We start from the raw sequence: 24,213 nt of genomic DNA, 5'->3' as shown, positions 1-24,213 counted from the left end.
TCGACTCCAGAGTCAAGTTTTATCAGAGATACAGCGAGCGGACGATGAGGAAATGTCCGGCAAAATAACAAGCGGCGGCAATCGCGTTATCCGCACGGAAGCGTCGGCGATAGTGGCTACCCAGCCAGACAAAGTTACTGATAAACAGCAACGAAGCGCCGACAAATGCAGAAAGTGCCGGAGCGGTTGGACGGAAGAACCACAGTTCACCTGCCAGCCATACCATCACCAGCGTCATGCCGATAAACGTGCAGATAGGCCAACGATACTCTTCCAGACGCGTCCAGATAATCGCCAGTAACAGCGCACCCAGCACCAGCAACACCAGCGGCAAAGGCCAGAAGAATGAGAGCGTCATCTGGCTGGCGAAATAGATGGTGTACAGCAGGTGTGAGAGGAAAAACGCGCCGATGGCGTACATCAGACGTTGACGTGGCAACAGGGTTAGCGCATCGCCCAGCAGTGAGGCGCACAGTCCCGCCAGCACCAGATAACTAATGGCGTCGAACATCGGCGCTTGCCATGCCAGTAACAGCAGGAGAAGAAGGGTTAACGGTTTAAACACCCAGCGTTGCCAGGTTGGCCCACGATACGATGCATCCACAGATAGCCATGCGGAAAGACAGACTGCGATAAACGACCAAAGCATCTTAGTTCCTTGAATTCGTTATTTTTTCGTAAGCGGAATGCCTACGGTCTTGCTTCCAGTTTAGTGGCGAGGGTGGACGGATGACAACACCATAACTGGCAGGGTATGCTTATTTCCGCATTTTCCGATGAGGGATAAAGATGAGCAAACCACCTCTTTTCTTTATTGTTATCATTGGCTTAATTATCGTCGCCGCATCGTTTCGTTTTATGCAACAGCGACGGGAAAAAGCTGATAATGATATAGCGCCACTCCAGCAAAAGTTGGTGGTGGTGAGCAATAAGCGGGAAAAACCGATTAACGATCGCCGTTCGCGCCAGCAGGAAGTGACACCGGCAGGTACCAGCATGCGCTATGAGGCGAGCTTCAAACCGCAAAGCGGAGGAATGGAACAGACCTTTCGCCTCGACGCCCAGCAGTACCACGCCCTGACAGTGGGCGATAAAGGTACGCTGAGCTATAAAGGAACGCGCTTTGTCAGCTTTGTCAGCAAACAATAAGGTTATTTTTTAACGTTAAATTTCTTCTGCCAGACCAGCAGTTCAAATACGCCGAAAAGGAAAATGCGCACCTTTTCGGCGGTGGTCATCTGCGGGCCATCTTTCGGTAAAGTGGATTTCAACAGCGCCAGCTGCATACCATGCATCAGCACGGTGAAAATCAGCGCCACGTTAACGAAAATATTCAGCGGACGCGGGAAGGGATGCACCAGGTTGAGGATTAAAAATCCCCAAACACAGAGCATTAACACACGACCAATATTAATCAGCATCACTTTCTCCTTGTGCTTCGCGTTGATACAGGCGGTAAGCCACCTGACCTGCCACTTTTTCCCGATGTAATGACCAGTTCGCCGGAACGGTGGGGAGCCCGTTTTCGACTTCGCTTTCGACATAAATCAGGGCTTCGTCAGCCAGCCAGCCGTTATCTTCCAGTAAATTTATCGTCTCTTCTAACAAGCCACGGCGGAACGGTGGATCGACAAAAACGATATTATGCGGTGTGCCTTTTTGCGCCAGGAATGACATCGCGTTGCTGTTCACCACGCGTGCATTACCTGCTTTTAGTGTCGCCAGATTCTTAATTAACTGTTGAGAAACCGCGCGATCCATCTCAATCAACGTGGCCCCCGCAGCGTAGCGCGATAACGCTTCCAGCCCCAGCGCGCCGCTCCCGGCGAAGCAATCCAGACATTGGGCGTCAACAATGACCGGAGCCAGCCAGTTAAACAACGTTTCGCGTACGCGGTCGGTGGTGGGGCGCAGGCCTGGGCTATCAGGAACCGGGAGTTTACGGCCTCGCCACTGCCCGCCAATAATGCGGATTTGGCCGCTGCCGGAATGATTCGGTTTTTTCATGATAAATTGCTCAATCCGCCAGATAACACATACTTGCAGGCGGTGATGTGAATTAAGTTAAGTGATAGACTATTTCATCATTTTTTTAGCTGCTATGTACATAGCGTTAACGCTGTGCCATGAAGCAACAGCGAGGAGTGTAGTCGCAAATGGCGAAAGAAAAAAAACGTGGCTTTTTTTCCTGGCTGGGCTTTGGTCAAAAAGAGCAGACCCCGGAAAAAGAGACAGAAGTCCAGAACGAACAACCAGTTGTAGAAGAAATCGTTCAGGCGCAAGAGCCTGCGAAGGCTTCTGAACAAGCCGTTGAAGAGCAGCCGCAGGCGCATACTGAAGCCGAGGCGGAAACTTTTGCTGCCGACGTTGTGGAAGTTACTGAACAGGTTGCTGAAAGTGAAAAAGCGCAGTCTGAAGTTGTTGCTGAACCGGAAGTTATTACTGAGCCGGAAACGATAGTTGAAGAAACGCCAGCGTCAGTCATTGAACCTGAAGTTACGCCAGAGCCTGTGGCTATCGAGCGTGAAGAGCTGCCGTTGCCGGAAGACGTCAAAGCCGAAGAGGTTTCGCCAGAAGAGTGGCAGGCCGAAGCGGAAACCGTAGAGATTGTCGAAGCGGCGGAAGAAGAAGCGGCTAAAGACGAAATCACCGACGAAGAGCTGGAAGCACAGGCGCTGGCTGCCGAAGCGGCAGAAGAGGCGGTGATGGTGGTTCCTCCGGCAGAAGAAGAGCAGCCGGTGGAAGAAATCGCTCAGGAGCAGGAAAAACCGACCAAAGAAGGTTTCTTCGCGCGCCTGAAACGCAGTCTGTTAAAAACCAAAGAAAACCTCGGTTCCGGATTTATCAGCCTGTTCCGCGGTAAAAAAATCGACGATGATCTGTTTGAAGAATTGGAAGAGCAATTGCTCATCGCCGATGTGGGCGTGGAAACCACGCGTAAAATTATCACCAATCTGACAGAAGGTGCGACCCGCAAGCAGCTTCGTGATGCCGAGGCGCTCTATGGCCTACTGAAAGAAGAGATGGGTGAGATTCTGGCGAAAGTCGATGAACCGCTGAACGTTGAAGGTAAAACGCCGTTCGTGATCCTGATGGTGGGCGTCAACGGTGTGGGTAAAACCACGACGATCGGTAAGCTGGCGCGTCAGTTTGAGCAGCAGGGTAAATCAGTGATGCTGGCGGCGGGCGATACTTTCCGTGCAGCAGCGGTTGAACAGCTTCAGGTCTGGGGTCAGCGTAATAATATTCCGGTGATTGCCCAGCATACCGGTGCGGATTCCGCTTCTGTTATCTTCGACGCCATTCAGGCCGCTAAAGCGCGTAACATCGACGTTTTGATTGCCGATACCGCCGGACGCCTGCAGAACAAATCGCACTTGATGGAAGAGTTGAAGAAAATCGTCCGCGTGATGAAGAAACTCGACGTTGAAGCTCCGCATGAAGTTATGCTGACTATCGACGCCAGTACCGGGCAGAATGCAGTAAGCCAGGCCAAACTGTTCCACGAAGCCGTTGGCTTAACCGGCATCACGCTAACGAAACTGGACGGCACGGCGAAAGGCGGGGTAATTTTCTCGGTGGCTGACCAGTTTGGTATCCCTATCCGCTACATTGGTGTCGGCGAACGTATTGAGGATTTGCGTCCGTTTAAAGCGGACGACTTTATAGAGGCACTTTTTGCCCGAGAGGATTAACAATGATTCGCTTTGAACATGTCAGCAAGGCTTATCTCGGTGGGAGACAGGCGCTGCAGGGCGTTACGTTCCATATGCAGCCGGGTGAGATGGCGTTTCTGACCGGTCATTCCGGCGCAGGGAAAAGTACCCTCCTGAAGCTGATCTGTGGGATTGAGCGGCCCAGCGCCGGGAAAATCTGGTTTAGCGGCCATGACATCACGCGTCTGAAAAACCGTGAAGTTCCGTTTCTGCGCCGCCAGATTGGCATGATTTTCCAGGATCACCATCTACTGATGGACCGTACTGTCTACGATAACGTGGCGATACCCCTGATTATCGCCGGTGCCAGCGGTGACGATATTCGTCGTCGTGTATCGGCGGCGCTGGATAAAGTCGGGCTACTGGACAAAGCGAAGAACTTCCCTATTCAGCTTTCCGGCGGTGAACAACAGCGTGTTGGCATTGCCCGCGCGGTGGTGAACAAGCCCGCGGTACTGCTGGCGGATGAACCGACCGGTAACCTTGACGACGCGTTGTCAGAAGGAATTCTACGTCTGTTTGAAGAATTTAACCGCGTTGGGGTAACCGTATTGATGGCAACGCACGACATCAACCTGATTTCGCGGCGTTCCTATCGCATGCTCACCCTGAGCGATGGTCACTTGCATGGAGGCGTGGGCCATGAATAAGCGCGATGCAATCAATCATATCCGGCAGTTTGGCGGGCGTCTGGATCGCTTCCGTAAATCGGTCGGCGGCTCTGGCGACGGCGGTCGTAACGCGCCGAAACGCGCGAAATCCTCGCCAAAACCGGTAAATCGCAAAACTAACGTTTTCAACGAACAGGTGCGCTATGCTTTCCACGGCGCTTTGCAGGATCTGAAAAGCAAACCGTTCGCCACGTTTTTAACGGTGATGGTTATCGCCATCTCCCTGACGCTGCCCAGCGTCTGTTATATGGTGTACAAAAACGTTAATCAGGCGGCGACGCAGTATTATCCGTCACCGCAAATCACCGTTTATCTGCAAAAAACGCTGGACGATGACGCCGCTGCGGGCGTGGTGGCACAGTTGCAGGCCGAGCAAGGCGTAGAGAAAGTGAATTATCTTTCTCGTGAAGACGCACTGGGGGAGTTCCGTAACTGGTCTGGTTTTGGTGGTGCGCTGGATATGCTGGAAGAAAACCCGCTTCCGGCAGTGGCGGTGGTAATCCCGAAACTCGATTTTCAGGGGACCGAGTCACTGAATACCTTGCGCGATCGTATCACCCAGATCAACGGCATTGACGAAGTGCGAATGGATGACAGCTGGTTTGCCCGTCTGGCGGCGTTGACCGGGCTGGTCGGGCGCGTTTCGGCAATGATCGGCGTATTGATGGTGGCGGCAGTGTTCCTCGTCATCGGTAACAGTGTGCGTCTGAGCATCTTTGCTCGCCGTGACTCCATTAACGTACAGAAACTGATTGGTGCGACAGATGGTTTCATCCTGCGCCCATTCCTGTACGGTGGCGCATTGCTGGGATTTTCTGGCGCATTGCTGTCATTAATTTTGTCGGAAATTCTGGTCCTGCGTTTGTCTTCGGCGGTTGCGGAAGTGGCGCAGGTTTTCGGAACGAGGTTTGATATCAATGGCTTATCTTTTGATGAATGCCTGCTATTGCTGCTGGTATGCTCGATGATTGGCTGGGTGGCAGCCTGGCTTGCCACGGTACAACATTTACGCCACTTTACGCCTGAATAATAAAAGCGTGTTATACTCTTTCCCTGCAATGGGTTCCGTAGCAGGGAAAGAGACCCCGTTGTCTCTTCCCGGTATTTCATCTCTATGTCACATTTTGTGCGTAATTTATTCACAGCGTTGCATTGAACTTGTGGATAAAATCACGGTCTGATAAAACAGTGAATGATAACCTCGTTGCTCTTAAGCTCTGGCACAGTTGTTGCTACCACTGAAACGCCAGAAGATATCGATTGAGAGGATTTGAATGACTGACAAAATGCAAAGTTTAGCTTTAGCCCCAGTTGGCAACCTGGATTCCTACATCCGGGCAGCTAACGCGTGGCCGATGTTGTCGGCTGACGAGGAGCGGGCGCTGGCTGAAAAGCTGCATTACCATGGCGATCTGGAAGCAGCTAAAACGCTGATCCTGTCTCACCTGCGGTTTGTTGTTCATATTGCTCGTAATTATGCGGGCTATGGCCTGCCACAGGCGGATTTGATTCAGGAAGGTAACATCGGCCTGATGAAAGCAGTGCGCCGTTTTAACCCGGAAGTGGGTGTGCGCCTGGTCTCCTTCGCCGTTCACTGGATCAAAGCAGAGATCCACGAATACGTTCTGCGCAACTGGCGTATCGTCAAAGTTGCGACCACCAAAGCGCAGCGCAAACTGTTCTTCAACCTGCGTAAAACCAAGCAGCGTCTGGGCTGGTTTAATCAGGATGAAGTCGAAATGGTGGCCCGTGAACTGGGCGTAACCAGTAAAGACGTACGTGAGATGGAATCGCGTATGGCGGCACAGGACATGACCTTTGACCTGTCTTCCGATGACGATTCCGACAGCCAGCCGATGGCTCCGGTGCTCTATCTGCAGGATAAATCGTCCAACTTTGCCGACGGCATTGAAGATGATAACTGGGAAGAGCAGGCGGCAAACCGTCTGACCGACGCGATGCAGGGCCTGGATGAGCGTAGCCAGGACATTATCCGCGCACGCTGGTTGGACGAAGACAACAAGTCCACGTTGCAGGAACTGGCTGACCGTTACGGTGTTTCCGCTGAGCGTGTGCGCCAGCTGGAAAAGAACGCGATGAAAAAACTTCGCGCTGCTATTGAAGCGTAATTACCGCTGTTAAGCAGAGAACCCTGGATGAGAGTCCGGGGTTTTTATTTTTTGGGCCTCTGCAATAATCAATGACCCCCTCCGGCAAAACGCCAATCTCCACGCAGATTGTTAATAAACTGTCAAAATAGCTATTCCAATATCATAAAAATCGGGTATGTTTTAGCAGAGTATGCTGCTAAAGCACGGGTAGTCATGCATAAAACGAAATAAAGTGCTGAACAACAACATCACAACACACGTAATAACCAGATGAATGGGGATTCTCAGGATGAATATAAAGGGTAAAGCGTTACTGGCAGGATGTATCGCGCTGGCATTCAGCAATATGGCTCTGGCAGAAGATATTAAAGTCGCGGTCGTGGGCGCAATGTCCGGTCCGGTGGCCCAGTATGGCGACCAGGAGTTTACTGGCGCAGAGCAGGCAGTTGCGGATATTAACGCTAAAGGCGGTGTGAAAGGCAACAAACTGCAAATCGTAAAATATGACGATGCCTGTGACCCGAAACAGGCGGTTGCGGTGGCGAACAAAGTCGTTAACGACGGCATTAAATACGTGATTGGTCACCTCTGCTCTTCATCAACGCAGCCTGCGTCTGACATCTACGAAGACGAAGGCATTTTAATGATCACCCCAGCAGCAACCGCACCAGAGCTGACCGCCCGTGGCTATCAGCTGATCCTGCGCACCACCGGCCTGGATTCCGACCAGGGGCCGACGGCGGCGAAATATATTCTTGAGAAAGTGAAACCGCAGCGTATTGCTATCGTTCACGACAAACAGCAGTACGGCGAAGGTCTGGCGCGTGCGGTGCAGGACGGCCTTAAGAAAGGCAATGCTAACGTGGTGTTCTTTGACGGCATCACCGCCGGGGAAAAAGATTTCTCAACGCTGGTGGCGCGTTTGAAGAAAGAGAATATCGACTTCGTTTACTACGGTGGTTACCACCCGGAAATGGGGCAAATCCTGCGTCAGGCACGCGCGGCAGGGCTGAAAACTCAGTTTATGGGGCCGGAAGGCGTGGCTAACGTCTCGCTGTCTAACATTGCGGGCGAATCAGCGGAAGGGCTGCTGGTAACCAAGCCGAAGAACTACGATCAGGTTCCGGCGAACAAACCAATTGTTGACGCGATCAAAGCGAAAAAACAGGACCCAAGCGGCGCGTTCGTCTGGACCACCTACGCCGCGCTGCAATCTTTGCAGGCGGGCCTGAATCAGTCTGACGATCCGGCTGAAATCGCCAAATACCTGAAAGCGAACTCCGTGGATACCGTGATGGGGCCGCTGACCTGGGATGAGAAAGGCGATCTGAAAGGCTTTGAGTTCGGCGTATTTGACTGGCACGCCAACGGCACGGCGACTGATGCGAAGTAATCATTAATCGGCAATTTGGGTTGCCGCCAAATTGCTAATATCGAGTACGCATGCTTCATGCCGGATGCGGCGTAAACGCCTTATCCGGCCTACAAGATCCAAAGAAATCAGTAAATTGCAGCACACATTGTAGGCCTGATAAGCGTAGCGCATCAGGCAATTTCTCGTTGGTCATCACTTTTGAAATCAAACTTGACGATTAACGCTTCTCCCAGCCGCCCTGTTGTGCCGTAAACCCCAGCGTCTGCATAAACGCCGTCATCACGCCGCGATCTTCCACGCCTGCATCCGCCATCCACCAGCCTGAAACGCCAGGATTGTTACGCAAAACCTCTTCCAGCAAATATTGCCCCACACCGCGACGTCGGGTGACTTCCCGCACGCGCAGGGAATCCAGTGCCCCATCGGTGCCGTTTAAGGTTACCCGCACGGCCGCGAGCAGGCGCTCGTTAAAACGCGCGGCGTAGATACGGTGGTTATCGTCAACCTGTAAAGAGGAAGGGGAGTACTCCGGCCAGATCTTTTGCAGGTCAATCCGGTCCTGGTCGCTAAAGTGTTCTAAACGAATGATGGTCAGCTTCATGGGAAACCCGTGTAAATCACAAAAGTGGAACCAGTGTAGCGAAATAATTTAATCGGAGGCTTTCTCTTTTTTATTTCTTTTGGCAGGTGATTAATTTTTTAACAGCAATAATTACAAATTAAAAACATTAGAGAATGAAAAATGTCCAGCATAATCCCCTGAATGGTAGTGAATTATTCCGCCCTTTGTACCGTTATTTTATGCTGACAACGGCGCTTTTTTCTGTTTATCTATCAACAAATTCAGAATATTATCTGTTCTTAATCGACTGAAAAATAGGGATTTTAATCGCTATTATCACAAAACACTGCGCTAAACCCTTAATCAGACAGGCAAAAACAGTGCAGTATAAAAAAAGTACAGTCTGATTTGTTAACACATAAAAACAAAGCAACACAACATCACGAATGGGGATTTTTGACTATGAAACGGAATGCGAAAACTATCATCGCAGGGATGATTGCACTGACAATTTCACACACCGCTATGGCCGACGATATTAAAGTTGCCGTTGTCGGCGCGATGTCCGGTCCGATTGCCCAGTGGGGCGATATGGAATTTAACGGCGCGCGTCAGGCGATTAAAGACATTAATGCCAAAGGGGGAATTAAAGGCGATAAGCTGGTGGGCGTGGAATATGACGACGCCTGCGACCCGAAACAAGCCGTTGCGGTCGCCAACAAAATCGTTAACGACGGCATTAAATACGTTATTGGTCATCTGTGTTCTTCTTCTACCCAACCTGCATCAGATATCTACGAAGATGAAGGTATTTTGATGATCTCGCCGGGGGCGACCAACCCGGAGCTGACTCAACGCGGTTATCAACACATCATGCGTACTGCCGGGCTGGACTCTTCCCAGGGACCAACAGCGGCAAAATACATTCTTGAGACGGTGAAGCCCCAGCGCATCGCCATCATTCACGACAAACAACAGTATGGCGAAGGGCTGGCGCGTTCGGTGCAGGACGGATTGAAAGCAGCCAATGCCAACGTCGTCTTCTTCGACGGCATTACCGCTGGTGAGAAAGATTTCTCCGCACTGATCGCCCGCCTGAAAAAAGAAAACATCGACTTCGTTTACTACGGCGGTTACTACCCGGAAATGGGGCAGATGCTGCGCCAGGCCCGTTCCGTTGGCCTGAAAACTCAGTTTATGGGGCCGGAAGGGGTGGGTAATGCGTCGCTGTCGAACATTGCTGGTGATGCCGCCGAAGGTATGTTGGTCACTATGCCAAAACGCTATGACCAGGACCCGGCAAACAAAGGCATCGTTGATGCGCTGAAAGCAGACAAGAAAGATCCGTCCGGGCCATATGTCTGGATCACCTACGCGGCGGTGCAATCTCTGGCGACTGCCCTTGAGCGTACCGGCAGCGATGAGCCGCTGGCGCTGGTGAAAGATTTAAAAGCTAACGGTGCAAACACCGTGATTGGGCCGCTGAACTGGGATGAAAAAGGCGATCTTAAGGGATTTGATTTTGGTGTCTTCCAGTGGCACGCCGACGGTTCATCCACGGCAGCCAAGTGATCATCCCACTGCCCGTAAAATGCGGGCGGGTTTAGAAAGGTTACCTTATGTCTGAGCAGTTTTTGTATTTCTTGCAGCAGATGTTTAACGGCGTCACGCTGGGCAGTACCTACGCGCTGATAGCCATCGGCTACACCATGGTTTACGGCATTATCGGCATGATCAACTTCGCCCACGGTGAGGTTTATATGATTGGCAGCTACGTCTCTTTTATGATCATCGCCGCACTGATGATGCTGGGCATTGATACCGGCTGGCTGCTGGTGGCGGCGGGATTCGTCGGCGCAATCGTCATTGCCAGCGCCTACGGCTGGAGTATCGAACGGGTGGCCTATCGCCCGGTGCGTAACTCTAAGCGCCTGATTGCGCTCATCTCGGCAATCGGCATGTCCATCTTCCTGCAAAACTACGTCAGCCTGACCGAAGGTTCGCGCGACGTGGCGCTACCCAGCCTGTTTAACGGTCAGTGGGTTGTGGGCCATAGTGAAAACTTCTCTGCCTCTATTACCACCATGCAGGCGGTGATCTGGATTGTTACCTTCCTCGCCATGTTGGCGCTGACAATTTTCATCCGCTATTCCCGCATGGGGCGCGCCTGTCGTGCTTGCGCGGAAGACCTGAAAATGGCGAGCCTGCTTGGCATCAACACTGACCGGGTGATTGCGCTGACCTTTGTGATTGGCGCGGCGATGGCGGCGGTGGCAGGTGTGCTGCTCGGTCAGTTCTATGGCGTAATTAACCCCTACATCGGCTTTATGGCCGGGATGAAAGCCTTTACCGCTGCGGTGCTCGGTGGGATTGGCAGTATTCCGGGGGCAATGATTGGTGGCCTGATCCTGGGGATTGCGGAAGCGCTCTCTTCTGCCTATCTGAGTACGGAATATAAGGATGTGGTTTCATTTGCCCTGCTGATTCTGGTACTGCTGGTGATGCCGACCGGTATTCTGGGTCGCCCGGAGGTAGAGAAAGTATGAAACCGATGCATATTGCAATGGCGCTGCTCTCTGCCGCCATGTTCTTTGTTCTCGCGGGCGTCTTTATGGGTGTGCAACTGGAGCTGGACGGCACCAAACTGGTGGTCGATACGGCTTCAGACATCCGATGGCAGTGGGTGTTTATTGGCACTGCGGTGGTCTTTTTCTTCCAGCTTGTGCGACCTGCATTTCAGAAAGGATTGAAAAGCGTTTCCGGGCCGAAGTTTATTCTGCCCGCGATTGATGGCTCCACGGTGAAGCAAAAGCTGTTCCTCGTCGCACTGTTGGTGCTTGCGGTGGCGTGGCCGTTTATGGTGTCGCGCGGGACGGTGGATATCGCCACCCTGACCATGATCTACATTATCCTCGGCCTCGGGCTGAACGTGGTGGTTGGGCTGTCTGGCTTACTGGTACTGGGTTACGGTGGTTTTTACGCCATCGGCGCTTACACCTTTGCCTTGCTCAATCACTATTACGGTCTCGGCTTCTGGACCTGTTTGCCGATTGCCGGACTGATGGCAGCGGCGGCGGGCTTCCTGCTCGGCTTCCCGGTGTTGCGTTTACGTGGCGACTATCTGGCGATCGTTACTCTCGGTTTCGGCGAAATTGTGCGCATATTGCTGCTCAATAACACGGAAATCACCGGCGGTCCGAACGGAATTAGTCAGATCCCGAAACCGACACTCTTCGGACTCGAGTTCAGCCGCACCGCCCGCGAAGGCGGCTGGGATACGTTCAGCAATTTCTTTGGCCTGAAATACGACCCGTCCGATCGCGTCATCTTCCTCTACCTGGTGGCGTTACTGCTGGTGGTACTAAGCCTGTTTGTCATTAATCGCTTACTGCGGATGCCGCTGGGCCGCGCCTGGGAAGCGTTGCGTGAAGATGAAATCGCCTGTCGTTCGCTGGGCTTAAGTCCGCGTCGTATCAAGCTGACCGCTTTTACCATCAGTGCCGCGTTTGCCGGTTTTGCCGGAACGCTGTTCGCGGCGCGTCAGGGCTTTGTCAGCCCGGAATCTTTCACCTTTGCCGAATCGGCGTTTGTGCTGGCGATAGTGGTGCTCGGTGGTATGGGTTCGCAATTTGCGGTGATTCTGGCGGCAATTTTGCTGGTGGTGTCGCGAGAGTTGATGCGTGATTTCAACGAATACAGCATGTTAATGCTCGGTGGTTTGATGGTGCTGATGATGATCTGGCGTCCGCAGGGCTTGCTGCCCATGACGCGCCCGCAACTCAAGCTGAAAAACGGCGCAGCGAAAGGAGAGCAGGCATGAGTCAGCCATTATTATCTGTTAACGGCCTGATGATGCGCTTCGGTGGCCTGCTGGCGGTGAACAACGTCAATCTTGAACTGTACCCGCAGGAAATCGTCTCGTTAATCGGTCCTAACGGTGCCGGAAAAACCACGGTCTTTAACTGCCTGACCGGATTCTATAAACCCACCGGCGGCACCATTTTACTGCGCGATCAGCATCTGGAAGGTTTACCGGGGCAGCAAATCGCCCGCATGGGCGTGGTGCGCACCTTCCAGCATGTGCGTCTGTTTCGTGAAATGACGGTGATTGAAAACCTGCTGGTGGCGCAGCATCAGCAACTGAAAACCGGGCTGTTCTCCGGCCTGTTGAAAACGCCTTCTTTCCGCCGCGCCCAGAGCGAAGCCCTCGACCGCGCCGCAACCTGGCTTGAGCGCATTGGTTTGCTCGAACACGCTAACCGTCAGGCGAGTAACCTGGCCTACGGTGACCAGCGCCGTCTGGAGATCGCCCGCTGCATGGTAACGCAGCCGGAGATTTTAATGCTCGACGAACCGGCAGCAGGTCTTAACCCGAAAGAGACGAAAGAGCTGGATGAGCTGATTGCCGAACTGCGTAACCATCACAACACCACTATCTTGTTGATTGAACACGATATGAAGCTGGTGATGGGGATTTCAGACAGAATTTACGTGGTCAATCAGGGGACGCCACTGGCAAATGGTACGCCGGAGCAAATCCGTAATAACCCGGACGTGATCCGTGCCTATTTAGGTGAGGCATAAGATGGAAAAAGTCATGTTGTCCTTTGACAAAGTCAGCGCCCACTACGGCAAAATCCAGGCGCTGCATGAGGTGAGCCTGCATATCAATCAGGGCGAGATTGTCACCCTCATTGGCGCGAACGGCGCGGGGAAAACCACCTTGCTCGGCACATTATGCGGCGACCCGCGCGCCACCAGCGGGCGAATTGTGTTTGATGATAAAGACATTACCGACTGGCAGACAGCGAAAATCATGCGCGAAGCGGTGGCGATTGTTCCGGAAGGGCGTCGTGTTTTCTCGCGGATGACGGTGGAAGAGAACCTGGCGATGGGCGGCTTTTTTGCCGAACGCGACCAGTTCCAGGAACGCATAAAGTGGGTCTATGAACTGTTTCCACGTCTGCATGAGCGCCGTGTTCAGCGGGCAGGCACCATGTCCGGCGGTGAACAGCAGATGCTGGCGATTGGTCGCGCTTTGATGAGTAACCCACGTTTGCTATTGCTTGATGAACCCTCGCTCGGACTGGCACCGATTATCATCCAGCAAATTTTCGACACCATCGAGCAACTGCGCGAGCAGGGGATGACTATCTTCCTCGTCGAGCAGAACGCCAACCAGGCGCTAAAGCTGGCGGATCGCGGCTACGTGCTGGAAAATGGTCATGTCGTGCTTTCCGATACTGGCGACGCGCTGCTGGCAAACGAAGCGGTGAGAAGTGCGTATTTAGGCGGGTAAATTATCGAATACCCGGCAGCCAGCTTCTGCCGGGTTCTTCGTCCGTATACAGACTTGTTTCAACTGACCGGGAGGATTAAAACCAGACCACTTATTTGCCACGGAAAGGTTCCCTCCCATGCATTATGCCGTTGTCGTCATGCTTGAACTGCTTTGCTGTATTCACGCTTATCGCTCCGGACAAGAGCGATACTGGATTTTTATTATCTTCTGTTTTCCGGTGATTGGCTGCGTGGCGTATTTCGTCATGGTTATGCTGCCTGAAACGGGCGCTGACCGTCACGGGCGTACTTTGCTGATGCGCCTGCAGGACAAAATCAGCCCGGAACGCCACCTGCACAAATTAACCGAAGAGCTGGCGATTGCCGAGACCAATCAAAACCATTATGCGTTAGCTAACGAACTGGCGCGCCTTGGGCGTTATCACGAAGCCGTTCCCCATTATCAGCAGGCGTTAAGCGGAATTTTCGCCCATGAAGCGGTAATGATGTTAAGCCTGGCGCAGGCGCAATTTGCTATTCAGGAGTTCGCCGCCTGTCAGCAGATGCTGGAAGATGTGATGCGTTATAACCCCGATTTTCAGTCGGCAGACGGGCATTTGTTATTTGCCAGAGCGTTAGCCGCACAAGAAAAATACGCTGATGCGGAAAGCGAGTTTGAGGTGCTTGTTTCTTATTACCCCGGCCCGCAGGCACGTATTTACTATGCGGAAATGTTGGCGAAAATGAGTCGGTTACGTGAAGCCAACGAGCAGTATGTTGCTGTAGTTGATACGGCTAAACGCTCAAGACCTCATTATAGAAAACACCACCGGGAATGGATTAAGACCGCCAATGAACGGCTGAAGCAGAGTGTGGTGCAATGAAAATCTTCTTTGCCGTTAGACCAGTGTCGCGGCAATCTTTTGTTAAAATTGAAAAATGTAGCTCTCATCGGGCAGCAAAACTGGACGCAGAATTTGCTGCCATTTTTGCTCTTCATGGTAAGGAGTTCTGGCGATTAGCTGACCGTTAATCGCCTCTTTTCAGTGCATTCTCGGGATATCCGTGCCCCATCTCCCAATTTCCCTCACCCACGCCGTCACCGCCTTGTCATCTTTCTGACACCTTACTATCTTACAAATGTAACAAAAAAGTTATTTTTCTGTAATTCGAGCATGTCATGTTACCCCGCGAGCATAAAACGCGTGAATTCGCGCATTCGGTACAACAAGAGAGATAAACGATGAAACCGTTACATTATACAGCTTCAGCACTGGCGCTCGGACTGGCGTTAATGGGGAATGCACAGGCAGTGACGACCATTCCGTTCTGGCATTCTATGGAAGGGGAACTGGGTAAAGAGGTGGATTCTCTTGCCCAACGTTTTAACGCCGAAAACCCGGATTACAAAATTGTACCGACCTATAAAGGCAACTACGAACAGAATTTAAGCGCGGGGATTGCCGCATTTCGTACCGGCAACGCGCCGGCTATTTTGCAGGTTTATGAAGTTGGCACCGCCACCATGATGGCGTCGAAAGCCATTAAACCGGTATATGACGTGTTTAAAGAGGCGGGGATTCAATTCGATGAGTCGCAGTTTGTGCCGACGGTTTCAGGCTACTACTCCGACAGCAAAACCGGACATTTACTCTCCCAGCCGTTCAACAGCTCGACTCCTGTTCTCTATTACAACAAAGATGCTTTCAAGAAAGCGGGATTAGACCCGGAACAGCCGCCGAAAACCTGGCAGGATCTGGCAGACTATGCCGCGAAACTGAAAGCCTCTGGTATGAAGTGCGGCTACGCCAGCGGCTGGCAGGGCTGGATCCAACTGGAAAACTTTAGCGCCTGGAACGGTCTGCCGTTTGCCAGCAAAAACAACGGCTTTGACGGCACGGACGCGGTGCTTGAGTTCAACAAGCCGGAGCAGGTGAAACACATCGCCATGCTCGAAGAGATGAACAAGAAGGGCGATTTCAGTTACGTAGGGCGTAAGGATGAATCTACCGAGAAGTTCTATAACGGTGATTGCGCGATGACGACCGCCTCTTCGGGTTCTCTTGCCAACATTCGCGAGTACGCCAAATTCAACTACGGCGTAGGTATGATGCCTTACGACGCCGATGCGAAAGATGCGCCACAAAACGCCATTATCGGCGGAGCCAGCCTGTGGGTGATGCAGGGCAAAGATAAAGAAACTTACACCGGCGTGGCGAAGTTTCTCGACTTCCTCGCGAAGCCAGAAAACGCTGCCGAGTGGCATCAGAAAACCGGTTATCTGCCAATTACCAAAGCGGCGTATGACCTGACCCGTGAGCAGGGCTTTTATGAGAAAAACCCAGGGGCGGATACTGCGACGCGTCAGATGCTGAACAAGCCGCCGTTGCCGTTCACCAAAGGGCTGCGTCTGGGCAACATGCCGCAGATCCGCGTGATTGTGGATGAAGAGCTGGAAAGCGTGTGGACCGGTAAGAAGACGCCACAGCAGGCGCTGGATACCGCTGTTGAGCGTGGGAACCAGTTACTGCGCCGCTTTGAGAAATCTACGAAGTCTTAACCAGTGAAATGTCGGATGCGTTTCGCTTATCTGACCTGGCATCGCGTGTAGGCCGGATAAGCGAAGCGCATCCGGCACAGTTCAGGAATTAACCGTAATGTCATCATCCCGTCCGGTGTTCCGCTCGCGCTGGCTGCCTTATTTGCTGGTCGCGCCGCAGCTTATCATCACCGTTATCTTTTTTATCTGGCCTGCGGGCGAAGCGTTGTGGTACTCGCTACAAAGCGTCGATCCATTTGGCTTTTCCAGCCAGTTTGTCGGCCTGGATAACTTCGTCACGCTGTTTCATGACAGCTACTATCTCGACTCCTTCTGGACGACGATAAAATTCAGCACCTTTGTCACCGTCAGCGGTTTGCTGGTGTCGCTGTTCTTCGCGGCGCTGGTGGAGTACATCGTGCGCGGCAGCCGTTTCTATCAAACCTTAATGCTGCTGCCGTATGCCGTGGCTCCCGCCGTTGCCGCCGTATTGTGGATCTTCCTGTTTAACCCTGGTCGCGGGCTGATCACTCATTTTCTCGCTGAGTTCGGCTACGACTGGAACCATGCGCAAAACAGCGGTCAGGCAATGTTCCTGGTGGTGTTTGCCTCAGTATGGAAGCAAATCAGCTACAACTTTCTGTTCTTCTATGCCGCGCTGCAATCCATTCCCCGTTCGTTGATTGAAGCCGCAGCCATCGACGGTGCAGGCCCGATTCGCCGCTTCTTTAAGATTGCGCTGCCGCTGATTGCGCCGGTGAGCTTCTTCCTGCTGGTGGTGAACCTGGTGTACGCCTTCTTCGACACCTTCCCGGTGATCGATGCCGCCACGTCCGGCGGACCAGTACAGGCCACCACGACGCTGATTTATAAGATCTACCGCGAAGGCTTTACCGGACTGGATCTGGCTTCGTCTGCCGCGCAGTCGGTGGTGTTGATGTTCCTCGTCATCGTGCTGACGGTGGTGCAGTTCCGCTATGTTGAAAGCAAGGTGCGTTACCAATGATTGAGAACCGTCCGTGGCTGACAATATTCAGCCATACCATGCTGATCCTCGGGATCGCGGTGATCCTCTTCCCGTTGTACGTGGCGTTTGTCGCGGCGACGCTGGATAAACAGGCCGTCTACGCCGCGCCGATGACGCTCATCCCCGGCACGCATCTGTTGGAAAACATCCACAACATCTGGGTGAACGGGGTAGGCACAAATAGCGCGCCGTTCTGGCGGATGTTGCTTAACAGCTTCGTGATGGCGTTCAGCATTACGCTCGGCAAAATTACCGTCTCGATGCTCTCGGCATTTGCCATTGTCTGGTTTCGTTTTCCGCTGCGTAACCTCTTCTTCTGGATGATTTTTATCACCCTGATGCTGCCAGTTGAAGTGCGTATCTTCCCGACAGTAGAAGTCATCGCCAATCTGAATATGCTCGACAGCTACGCTGGTTTAACGCTGCCGCTGATGGCCTCGGCAACCGCTACCTTCCTGTTCCGCCAGTTCTTTATGACGCTACCGGATGAGCTGGTGGAAGCGGCGCGGATCGACGGTGCGTCACCAATGCGTTTCTTTTGCGACATCGTTTTCCCGCTGTCGAAAACCAATCTGGCGGCGCTGTTTGTGATCACTTTTATTTACGGCTGGAACCAGTATTTGTGGCCGTTGTTGATTATTACCGACGTTGATCTCGGCACCACCGTGGCAGGAATCAAAGGGATGATCGCTACAGGCGAAGGCACCACGGAATGGAATTCGGTGATGGCGGCGATGTTGTTAACGCTTATCCCTCCGGTGGTGATTGTTTTAGTGATGCAGCGTGCCTTCGTGCGCGGCCTGGTCGATAGTGAGAAATAAGATGGCAGGACTGAAATTACAGGCAGTAACCAAAAGCTGGGATGGCAAAACCCAGGTCATTAAACCGCTGACCCTTGATGTGGCGGATGGCGAATTTATCGTGATGGTCGGGCCGTCTGGCTGCGGGAAATCCACGCTGCTGCGCATGGTTGCCGGGCTGGAGCGGGTCACCGAAGGCGATATCTGGATTAACGACCAACGCGTGACCGAAATGGAGCCGAAAGATCGCGGGATTGCGATGGTGTTCCAGAACTACGCTCTTTATCCGCATATGAGTGTCGAAGAAAACATGGCGTGGGGGCTGAAAATTCGCGGCATGGGCAAGCAACAAATTGCCGAACGTGTTAAAGAAGCGGCGCGTATTCTGGAGCTGGATGGCCTGCTCAAGCGTCGTCCGCGTGAGCTTTCTGGCGGTCAGCGTCAGCGTGTAGCGATGGGCCGTGCGATTGTGCGCGATCCGGCGGTGTTCCTGTTTGATGAGCCGCTCTCTAACCTCGATGCCAAGCTGCGCGTGCAGATGCGCCTTGAGCTGCAACAACTGCACCGTCGCCTGAAAACGACTTCACTCTACGTTACTCACGATCAGGTTGAGGCGATGACGCTCGCTCAGCGGGTAATGGTGATGAACGGCGGCATTGCTGAACAGATTGGCACACCAGTTGAAGTCTACGAAAAGCCCGCCAGCCTGTTTGTGGCGAGTTTTATCGGTAGTCCGGCGATGAATCTGCTGACAGGCCGCGTGAATAACGATGGCACGCATTTCGAACTGGATGGGGGGATGGCGCTACCGCTAAACGGTGGCTACCGTCAGTATGCCGGACGTAAAATGACTCTTGGCATTCGCCCGGAACATATTGCGTTAAGCTCGCAGGCAGAAGGTGGCATACCGCTGGTGATGGACACGCTGGAGATCCTCGGCGCAGATAACCTGGCGCACGGACGCTGGGGCGAACAGAAGCTGGTGGTGCGACTGGCGCATCAGGAGCGCCCGACGGCAGGCAGCACGCTGTGGCTGCATCTGCCGGAAAATCAGCTGCATCTTTTTGATGGTGAAACAGGACAACGAGTATGAGTAACTGGCCTTATCCCCGCATCGTCGCCCACCGTGGCGGCGGTAAACTGGCCCCGGAAAACACCCTGGCGGCAATCGACGTTGGGGCAAAATACGGTCATAAGATGATCGAATTTGACGCGAAGTTATCGAAAGATGGTGAGATCTTCCTGCTGCATGACGATAATCTCGAGCGTACCAGCAATGGTTGGGGCGTCGCGGGCGAACTGAACTGGCAGGATTTACTGCGCGTGGATGCAGGCAGTTGGTACAGCAAAGCGTTTAAAGGTGAGCCGCTGCCGTTGCTTTCTCAGGTGGCGGAACGCTGTCGCGAACACGGGATGATGGCGAATATCGAAATCAAACCCACCACTGGCACAGGTCCATTAACGGGCAAAATGGTATCGCTGGCGGCGCGCGAACTGTGGGCTGGTATGACGCCGCCGCTGCTGTCATCGTTTGAGATTGATGCTTTAGAAGCCGCGCAACAGGCTGCACCGGAACTGCCGCGCGGTTTGTTGCTGGATGAGTGGCGCGACGACTGGCGCGAACTGACCACGCGGCTGGGCTGCGTCTCTATTCATCTCAATCATAAGTTGCTCGATAAAGCGCGAGTGATGCAGTTGAAAGACGCTGGATTACGGATTCTGGTTTATACCGTCAACAAACCCCAGCGCGCGGCAGAGTTGCTGCGCTGGGGCGTGGATTGCATCTGTACCGATGCGATTGATGTGATTGGCCCGAACTTTACGGCCCAATAGTTTTCAACGGAATATCAGGCTGCGGCGTGCTGGGCTGATTCAGCATGTCGCCGTTTCTCCTCTCCGGCAACATATGCTGCTGATTCAACGAACTATCCGGATTACGGTTGCTGTTTAACATCCCGCCGTTGGTGTTGGGCAGCATTTGCTGCCGGGCGGGATTTAGCTCCCCCTGCTGTTACTGCAATACCCGCTGCGAGTTGCTATTAAGCTGATTTTCTAAATGCTGCTGTTGCAACTGCGTTTGCGTTTTCAGTTGCTGATTCAGCATCCCTTTTTGCTGGATTTGCTGCGTTTGCATTTGAGTTTGCATTCGCTGCTGGCTGGGGATCTGATACCCCGGCTGGTTAGGGTTGTTCAGAGTATTAATGGGCTGTGCAAAGCCGACAAAAGGCAGGAGTGCCGTCAAAAGCAGAAGTCGTTTCATCGCGTATCCTCCTCTGAAGATATTCTTTAAGTTTACTCCTTTCCTGCAATCATCAGGATTAATTCAGAGTTATATACCAGGCTTAGCTGGGGTTGCCCCTTAATCTCTGGAGTATAACGATGATAAAACCGACGTTTTTACGCCGGGTGGCTATTGCTGCTCTGCTCACAGGAAGTTGTTTTAGTGCTGTCGCCGCGCCACCTGCGCCGCCGCCAGTCTCGTATGGCGTGGAGGAGGATGTCTTCCATCCGGTACGCGCGAAGCAGGGGATGGTAGCATCTGTGGACGCCACTGCCACTCAGGTGGGGGTAGATATCCTTAAGCAGGGCGGGAATGCCGTTGATGCTGCCGTGGCAGTGGGCTACGCGCTGGCGGTAACGCATCCGCAGGCAGGGAATCTGGGCGGCGGCGGTTTTATGCTGATCCGCACTAAAGATGGCAATACCACCGCCATCGATTTCCGCGAAATGGCACCCGCCAAAGCGACCCGCGATATGTTCCTTGATGATCAGGGCAACCCGGACAGCAAAAAATCTCTCACTTCGCATCTTGCTTCTGGCACACCCGGTACGGTAGCGGGCTTCTCGTTGGCGCTGGAGAAATACGGCACCATGCCGCTGAACAAAGTTGTGCAGCCCGCGTTTAAACTGGCACGCGATGGTTTTATCGTTAACGATGCGCTGGCAGACGATCTCAAAACCTACGGCAGTGAAGTGCTACCAAATCACGAAAACAGCAAAGCTATCTTCTGGAAAGAGGGCGAACCGCTGAAAAAGGGCGACAAGCTGGCACAGACGAATCTGGCAAAGAGTCTGGAGATGATTGCCGAAAACGGCCCGGATGAATTCTACAAAGGCACGATAGCGGAACAGATCGCCCTGGAGATGCAGAAAAACGGTGGCTTGATCACTAAAGAAGATTTAGCGGCCTATAAAGCGGTCGAACGTACACCAATAAGTGGCGATTATCGCGGGTATCAGGTTTACTCCATGCCACCGCCATCCTCCGGCGGGATTCATATCGTGCAGATCCTCAATATTCTGGAAAACTTCGATATGCAGAAATACGGCTTTGGCAGCGCCGACGCGATGCAAATCATGGCAGAAGCGGAGAAACATGCCTACGCCGATCGCTCGGAATATCTTGGCGACCCGGATTTTGTCAAAGTACCGTGGCAGGCGCTGACCAATAAAGCCTATGCCAAATCTATTGCCGATCAAATCGATATCAATAAAGCGAAGCCATCCAGCGAAATTCGTCCTGGCAAGCTTGCGCCTTATGAGAGTAATCAAACTACCCATTACTCAGTGGTGGATAAAGACGGTAACGCCGTGGCGGTGACCTATACGCTGAACACCACCTTCGGTACGGGCATTGTCGCGGGCGAGAGCGGTATTTTGCTCAATAACCAGATGGATGATTTCTCCGCCAAACCGGGCGTACCGAACGTTTACGGGCTGGTGGGCGGCGATGCCAACGCCGTCGGGCCGAATAAACGCCCGCTGTCGTCGATGTCACCAACCATTGTGGTCAAGGATGGTAAAACCTGGCTGGTCACCGGAAGCCCAGGCGGTAGCCGGATTATCACCACTGTGCTGCAAATGGTGGTGAACAGCATCGATTATGGCATGAATGTCGCCGAAGCGACCAATGCGCCGCGTTTCCACCATCAGTGGTTGCCGGACGAGCTGCGTGTCGAGAAAGGATTTAGCCCGGATACGCTCAAGCTGCTGGAAGCAAAAGGTCAGAAAGTGGCGCTAAAAGAGGCGATGGGCAGTACGCAAAGTATTATGGTTGGGCCGGACGGTGAGTTATACGGCGCTTCCGACCCACGTTCGGTAGATGATTTAACGGCCGGGTATTAATATCTTAAGCCCTCTCCCGGTAGGTGAGGGCTTTTAGATTACAAATTCTCTATTTCACCCGCGCCATATAATACGCATCGACATATTCACCGTTTCGTAATGCGTACTTCTTGCCAGTCCCTTCAATTTCAAAGCCGAATTTTTTATAGACCTTAATTGCTGGCGCGTTATCAACGAACACCGTTAGTTCAATACGATCTACCCGCAACCAGTTGTCGCACATTTCAATCATCTCTCGCATCAGGGCGCTGGCGACGCCGCGGTTCTTCCAGCGGGAGTCGACACAGATACCAAAGTCGGCAACATGACTGCGGCGTGGGCGTTGCTGTACGTCAATAGTGAGATGACCCACGACGTCTCCATCAATACAGGCGACGAGTTGCTTGATGCCGGGACGATCGGCGAGTCGCTCCTGCCACATTGGCTCTGACGGATGAGGCACCTGTAGCGTGTTGTAATACACCTCCGGTTGGGCGTGAATTTGCCTGATGGCCTCGTAATCCCGTGTTTCTGCGTGGCGTATTACTATCTCACTCATTCCTTTGTCCTCTTTGGGGTAAATGTCCCTTTCAACATCATTGACTTTCAAATGCGAGTCAAATGCATTTTTTTGCAAAAAGTGTTGGACAAGTGCGAATGAGAATGATTATTATTGTCTCGCGATCAGGAAGACCCTCGCGGAGAACCTGAAAGCACGACATTGCTCACATTGCTTCCAGTATTACTTAGCCAGCCGGGTGCTGGCTTTTTTTTTGACCTTTCGTTCTCAATTTATCCACGGGAAGTGCTTGTGTTTGTTATGCGCACTCCTGTAGGAACCACGTCCGCTTTGCGCTAAGGTGTAACTAACCACCTTAAAAAGGACGAAATCATGGTCATCAACTGCGCCTTTATTGGCTTTGGTAAAAGCACGACCCGTTACCATTTACCGTATGTACTTAACCGCAAGGATAGCTGGCATGTCGCGCATATTTTTCGCCGCCATGCGAAGCCGGAAGAACAGGCTCCCATTTATTCCCATATTCATTTCACCAGCGATCTCGACGAAGTGCTAAACGATCCTGACGTTAAGTTGATTGTCGTCTGCACCCACGCGGACAGCCACTTCGAGTACGCGAAGCGCGCGCTGGAAGCCGGGAAAAATGTGCTGGTCGAAAAACCGTTCACCCCGACACTTGCGCAGGCGAAAGAGCTGTTTGCGCTGGCGAAAAGTAAAGGGCTGACCGTCACGCCGTATCAGAATCGTCGCTTTGATTCCTGTTTTCTGACGGCGAAAAAAGCGATTGAAAGCGGCAAGCTGGGAGAGATTGTTGAAGTGGAAAGCCATTTTGACTATTACCGCCCAGTGGCAGAAACCAAACCTGGACTGCCGCAGGATGGCGCGTTCTATGGCCTTGGTGTGCATACGATGGACCAGATTATCTCGCTGTTCGGTCGCCCGGATCACGTCGCTTATGACATCCGCAGCCTGCGTAATAAAGCCAATCCTGACGACACCTTTGAAGCGCAGCTATTTTATGGCGATCTAAAAGCCATCGTCAAAACCAGCCATCTGGTGAAAATCGATTATCCGAAATTTATCGTTCATGGGAAGAAAGGTTCGTTTATTAAATACGGTATCGACCAGCAGGAAACCAGCCTGAAGGCTAACATTATGCCCGGCGAACCGGGATTCGCAGCGGATGATTCGGTCGGTGTGCTGGAGTATGTCAATGACGAGGGCGTTACGGTCAGAGAAGAGATGAAGCCGGAGATGGGCGATTACGGACGCGTTTATGATGCGTTGTACCAAACCATCACCAACGGTGCACCAAATTACGTCAAGGAATCTGAAGTTCTTACCAATCTGGAAATCCTTGAACGCGGTTTTGAGCAAGCCTCTCCCTCCACAGTGACTCTTGCGAAGTAAGTTTGATGACCTCTCGAATAGTTCAATTTTTTTGAACAGAGGGGTCAATTTTCACCCTCTATCATCCCAGGCGGATCGGGTCCACACTAAGCCCATCG

At 52.7% G+C, this 24,213-nt stretch carries 24 protein-coding genes and 1 pseudogene; 19 read left to right on the top strand and 6 right to left on the bottom strand.

Features of this window, described 5'->3' with window-relative positions; translation table 11 throughout:
* Positions 1-22: 22 nt before the first annotated feature.
* Positions 23-649: a lysoplasmalogenase gene (locus QUE34_RS20880; RefSeq protein ID WP_000964718.1), complete on the bottom strand. Its 627-nt coding sequence runs from the start codon at positions 647-649 to the stop codon at positions 23-25.
* A gap of 140 nt (positions 650-789) precedes the next feature.
* Here QUE34_RS20880 and QUE34_RS20875 point away from each other — a divergent pair, with 140 nt between their 5' ends.
* The gene (locus QUE34_RS20875) at positions 790-1,149 is read left to right on the top strand and encodes a DUF2500 domain-containing protein (protein ID WP_000042870.1); all 360 of its coding nucleotides are present in this window, start codon (positions 790-792) and stop codon (positions 1,147-1,149) included.
* A 2-nt stretch (positions 1,150-1,151) separates the two neighbouring features.
* On the opposite strand, the gene QUE34_RS20870 is transcribed toward QUE34_RS20875, so the two are convergent.
* Together QUE34_RS20870 and rsmD are read right to left on the bottom strand one after the other, a co-directional pair.
* Positions 1,152-1,421: a DUF1145 family protein gene (locus QUE34_RS20870; RefSeq protein ID WP_032185343.1), complete on the bottom strand. Its 270-nt coding sequence runs from the start codon at positions 1,419-1,421 to the stop codon at positions 1,152-1,154.
* The gene (gene rsmD / locus QUE34_RS20865) at positions 1,411-2,007 is read right to left on the bottom strand and encodes a 16S rRNA (guanine(966)-N(2))-methyltransferase (RefSeq protein ID WP_000743193.1); all 597 of its coding nucleotides are present in this window, start codon (positions 2,005-2,007) and stop codon (positions 1,411-1,413) included. Before rsmD ends, QUE34_RS20870 begins: the two co-directional genes overlap by 11 nt.
* Positions 2,008-2,156: 149 nt before the next feature.
* Between rsmD and ftsY the strand changes: the two genes are divergently transcribed.
* The 5 genes from ftsY (at position 2,157) to livJ (ending at position 7,891) form a co-directional block, all read left to right on the top strand.
* Positions 2,157-3,695, top strand: a complete 1,539-nt coding sequence (gene ftsY, locus QUE34_RS20860; protein WP_103253583.1) for a signal recognition particle-docking protein FtsY — start codon at positions 2,157-2,159, stop codon at positions 3,693-3,695.
* 2 nt (positions 3,696-3,697) lie between these two features.
* Entirely contained in the window at positions 3,698-4,366 is a 669-nt protein-coding gene (gene ftsE, locus QUE34_RS20855) for a cell division ATP-binding protein FtsE (protein WP_000617723.1), read from the top strand.
* The gene (ftsX, locus tag QUE34_RS20850; protein ID WP_001042007.1) at positions 4,359-5,417 is read left to right on the top strand and encodes a permease-like cell division protein FtsX; all 1,059 of its coding nucleotides are present in this window, start codon (positions 4,359-4,361) and stop codon (positions 5,415-5,417) included. Before ftsE ends, ftsX begins: the two co-directional genes overlap by 8 nt.
* Positions 5,418-5,661: 244 nt before the next feature.
* Positions 5,662-6,516, top strand: a complete 855-nt coding sequence (gene rpoH / locus QUE34_RS20845) for an RNA polymerase sigma factor RpoH (protein ID WP_000130217.1) — start codon at positions 5,662-5,664, stop codon at positions 6,514-6,516.
* Between the two features lie 271 nt (positions 6,517-6,787).
* Positions 6,788-7,891: a branched chain amino acid ABC transporter substrate-binding protein LivJ gene (livJ, locus tag QUE34_RS20840; protein WP_001022009.1), complete on the top strand. Its 1,104-nt coding sequence runs from the start codon at positions 6,788-6,790 to the stop codon at positions 7,889-7,891.
* Positions 7,892-8,090: 199 nt separating this feature from the next.
* On the opposite strand, the gene panM is transcribed toward livJ, so the two are convergent.
* Positions 8,091-8,474 carry an aspartate 1-decarboxylase autocleavage activator PanM gene (gene panM, locus QUE34_RS20835; protein WP_105268546.1) on the bottom strand — a complete coding sequence of 128 codons (384 nt, stop codon included), beginning with the start codon at positions 8,472-8,474 and terminating at the stop codon, positions 8,091-8,093.
* A gap of 423 nt (positions 8,475-8,897) precedes the next feature.
* Between panM and livK the strand changes: the two genes are divergently transcribed.
* From livK to ugpQ, 11 genes are all read left to right on the top strand, one after another.
* The gene (livK, locus tag QUE34_RS20830; RefSeq protein ID WP_001353622.1) at positions 8,898-10,007 is read left to right on the top strand and encodes a high-affinity branched-chain amino acid ABC transporter substrate-binding protein LivK; all 1,110 of its coding nucleotides are present in this window, start codon (positions 8,898-8,900) and stop codon (positions 10,005-10,007) included.
* 47 nt (positions 10,008-10,054) lie between these two features.
* Positions 10,055-10,981 carry a high-affinity branched-chain amino acid ABC transporter permease LivH gene (livH, locus tag QUE34_RS20825; protein WP_001295097.1) on the top strand — a complete coding sequence of 309 codons (927 nt, stop codon included), beginning with the start codon at positions 10,055-10,057 and terminating at the stop codon, positions 10,979-10,981.
* Positions 10,978-12,255: a branched chain amino acid ABC transporter permease LivM gene (gene livM / locus QUE34_RS20820; protein ID WP_000803807.1), complete on the top strand. Its 1,278-nt coding sequence runs from the start codon at positions 10,978-10,980 to the stop codon at positions 12,253-12,255. The genes livH and livM overlap by 4 nt, the downstream gene beginning before the upstream one ends.
* A complete protein-coding gene (livG, locus tag QUE34_RS20815; RefSeq protein WP_000082101.1) occupies positions 12,252-13,019 on the top strand; it encodes a high-affinity branched-chain amino acid ABC transporter ATP-binding protein LivG in 768 nt (255 codons plus the stop codon). Before livM ends, livG begins: the two co-directional genes overlap by 4 nt.
* A gap of 1 nt (position 13,020) precedes the next feature.
* The gene (gene livF / locus QUE34_RS20810; protein ID WP_000416895.1) at positions 13,021-13,734 is read left to right on the top strand and encodes a high-affinity branched-chain amino acid ABC transporter ATP-binding protein LivF; all 714 of its coding nucleotides are present in this window, start codon (positions 13,021-13,023) and stop codon (positions 13,732-13,734) included.
* 118 nt (positions 13,735-13,852) lie between these two features.
* Positions 13,853-14,599 carry a tetratricopeptide repeat protein gene (locus QUE34_RS20805; RefSeq protein ID WP_032303945.1) on the top strand — a complete coding sequence of 249 codons (747 nt, stop codon included), beginning with the start codon at positions 13,853-13,855 and terminating at the stop codon, positions 14,597-14,599.
* A 359-nt stretch (positions 14,600-14,958) separates the two neighbouring features.
* On the top strand, positions 14,959-16,275 hold the full coding sequence (gene ugpB, locus QUE34_RS20800) for a sn-glycerol-3-phosphate ABC transporter substrate-binding protein UgpB (protein ID WP_000803190.1): 1,317 nt from the start codon (positions 14,959-14,961) through the stop codon (positions 16,273-16,275).
* 97 nt (positions 16,276-16,372) lie between these two features.
* Positions 16,373-17,260: a sn-glycerol-3-phosphate ABC transporter permease UgpA gene (ugpA, locus tag QUE34_RS20795; protein WP_000099289.1), complete on the top strand. Its 888-nt coding sequence runs from the start codon at positions 16,373-16,375 to the stop codon at positions 17,258-17,260.
* Positions 17,257-18,102: a sn-glycerol-3-phosphate ABC transporter permease UgpE gene (gene ugpE / locus QUE34_RS20790; RefSeq protein ID WP_000572172.1), complete on the top strand. Its 846-nt coding sequence runs from the start codon at positions 17,257-17,259 to the stop codon at positions 18,100-18,102. The genes ugpA and ugpE overlap by 4 nt, the downstream gene beginning before the upstream one ends.
* A 1-nt stretch (position 18,103) precedes the next feature.
* A complete protein-coding gene (gene ugpC / locus QUE34_RS20785) occupies positions 18,104-19,174 on the top strand; it encodes a sn-glycerol 3-phosphate ABC transporter ATP binding protein UgpC (protein WP_032303944.1) in 1,071 nt (356 codons plus the stop codon).
* A complete protein-coding gene (gene ugpQ, locus QUE34_RS20780) occupies positions 19,171-19,914 on the top strand; it encodes a glycerophosphodiester phosphodiesterase (RefSeq protein ID WP_032303943.1) in 744 nt (247 codons plus the stop codon). Before ugpC ends, ugpQ begins: the two co-directional genes overlap by 4 nt.
* Here ugpQ and QUE34_RS20775 read toward each other — a convergent pair.
* Positions 19,901-20,341 (bottom strand): annotated as a pseudogene (locus QUE34_RS20775) (DUF2756 family protein). The gene ugpQ and the pseudogene QUE34_RS20775 sit on opposite strands and share 14 nt — an antisense overlap.
* A 119-nt stretch (positions 20,342-20,460) precedes the next feature.
* Between QUE34_RS20775 and ggt the strand changes: the two are divergent.
* Positions 20,461-22,206 carry a gamma-glutamyltransferase gene (gene ggt, locus QUE34_RS20770; RefSeq protein WP_032303941.1) on the top strand — a complete coding sequence of 582 codons (1,746 nt, stop codon included), beginning with the start codon at positions 20,461-20,463 and terminating at the stop codon, positions 22,204-22,206.
* Positions 22,207-22,255: 49 nt separating this feature from the next.
* On the opposite strand, the gene yhhY is transcribed toward ggt, so the two are convergent.
* Positions 22,256-22,744, bottom strand: coding sequence for an N-acetyltransferase (gene yhhY, locus QUE34_RS20765; RefSeq protein WP_032303940.1), 489 nt, complete (start codon positions 22,742-22,744; stop codon positions 22,256-22,258).
* A 333-nt stretch (positions 22,745-23,077) separates the two neighbouring features.
* On the opposite strand from yhhY, the gene QUE34_RS20760 reads away from it, so the two are divergent.
* Entirely contained in the window at positions 23,078-24,115 is a 1,038-nt protein-coding gene (locus QUE34_RS20760; RefSeq protein ID WP_032303939.1) for an oxidoreductase, read from the top strand.
* Positions 24,116-24,213: the final 98 nt, after the last annotated feature.

The organism is Escherichia sp. KS167_9B (assembly GCF_030295215.1).
In the GTDB taxonomy this organism is placed as follows: domain Bacteria; phylum Pseudomonadota; class Gammaproteobacteria; order Enterobacterales; family Enterobacteriaceae; genus Escherichia; species Escherichia coli_F.
This window is presented reverse-complemented; position numbering and strand designations above follow the sequence as displayed.

Bases quoted from the DNA above. Each gene is read 5' to 3' on its own strand.
- QUE34_RS20880 (WP_000964718.1), bottom strand. From the start codon at position 649: ATGCTTTGGTCGTTTATCGCAGTCTGTCTTTCCGCATGGCTATCTGTG.
- QUE34_RS20875 (WP_000042870.1), top strand. From the start codon at position 790: ATGAGCAAACCACCTCTTTTCTTTATTGTTATCATTGGCTTAATTATC.
- QUE34_RS20870 (WP_032185343.1), bottom strand. From the start codon at position 1,421: ATGCTGATTAATATTGGTCGTGTGTTAATGCTCTGTGTTTGGGGATTT.
- rsmD (WP_000743193.1), bottom strand. From the start codon at position 2,007: ATGAAAAAACCGAATCATTCCGGCAGCGGCCAAATCCGCATTATTGGC.
- ftsY (WP_103253583.1), top strand. From the start codon at position 2,157: ATGGCGAAAGAAAAAAAACGTGGCTTTTTTTCCTGGCTGGGCTTTGGT.
- ftsE (WP_000617723.1), top strand. From the start codon at position 3,698: ATGATTCGCTTTGAACATGTCAGCAAGGCTTATCTCGGTGGGAGACAG.
- ftsX (WP_001042007.1), top strand. From the start codon at position 4,359: ATGAATAAGCGCGATGCAATCAATCATATCCGGCAGTTTGGCGGGCGT.
- rpoH (WP_000130217.1), top strand. From the start codon at position 5,662: ATGACTGACAAAATGCAAAGTTTAGCTTTAGCCCCAGTTGGCAACCTG.
- livJ (WP_001022009.1), top strand. From the start codon at position 6,788: ATGAATATAAAGGGTAAAGCGTTACTGGCAGGATGTATCGCGCTGGCA.
- panM (WP_105268546.1), bottom strand. From the start codon at position 8,474: ATGAAGCTGACCATCATTCGTTTAGAACACTTTAGCGACCAGGACCGG.
- livK (WP_001353622.1), top strand. From the start codon at position 8,898: ATGAAACGGAATGCGAAAACTATCATCGCAGGGATGATTGCACTGACA.
- livH (WP_001295097.1), top strand. From the start codon at position 10,055: ATGTCTGAGCAGTTTTTGTATTTCTTGCAGCAGATGTTTAACGGCGTC.
- livM (WP_000803807.1), top strand. From the start codon at position 10,978: ATGAAACCGATGCATATTGCAATGGCGCTGCTCTCTGCCGCCATGTTC.
- livG (WP_000082101.1), top strand. From the start codon at position 12,252: ATGAGTCAGCCATTATTATCTGTTAACGGCCTGATGATGCGCTTCGGT.
- livF (WP_000416895.1), top strand. From the start codon at position 13,021: ATGGAAAAAGTCATGTTGTCCTTTGACAAAGTCAGCGCCCACTACGGC.
- QUE34_RS20805 (WP_032303945.1), top strand. From the start codon at position 13,853: ATGCATTATGCCGTTGTCGTCATGCTTGAACTGCTTTGCTGTATTCAC.
- ugpB (WP_000803190.1), top strand. From the start codon at position 14,959: ATGAAACCGTTACATTATACAGCTTCAGCACTGGCGCTCGGACTGGCG.
- ugpA (WP_000099289.1), top strand. From the start codon at position 16,373: ATGTCATCATCCCGTCCGGTGTTCCGCTCGCGCTGGCTGCCTTATTTG.
- ugpE (WP_000572172.1), top strand. From the start codon at position 17,257: ATGATTGAGAACCGTCCGTGGCTGACAATATTCAGCCATACCATGCTG.
- ugpC (WP_032303944.1), top strand. From the start codon at position 18,104: ATGGCAGGACTGAAATTACAGGCAGTAACCAAAAGCTGGGATGGCAAA.
- ugpQ (WP_032303943.1), top strand. From the start codon at position 19,171: ATGAGTAACTGGCCTTATCCCCGCATCGTCGCCCACCGTGGCGGCGGT.
- ggt (WP_032303941.1), top strand. From the start codon at position 20,461: ATGATAAAACCGACGTTTTTACGCCGGGTGGCTATTGCTGCTCTGCTC.
- yhhY (WP_032303940.1), bottom strand. From the start codon at position 22,744: ATGAGTGAGATAGTAATACGCCACGCAGAAACACGGGATTACGAGGCC.
- QUE34_RS20760 (WP_032303939.1), top strand. From the start codon at position 23,078: ATGGTCATCAACTGCGCCTTTATTGGCTTTGGTAAAAGCACGACCCGT.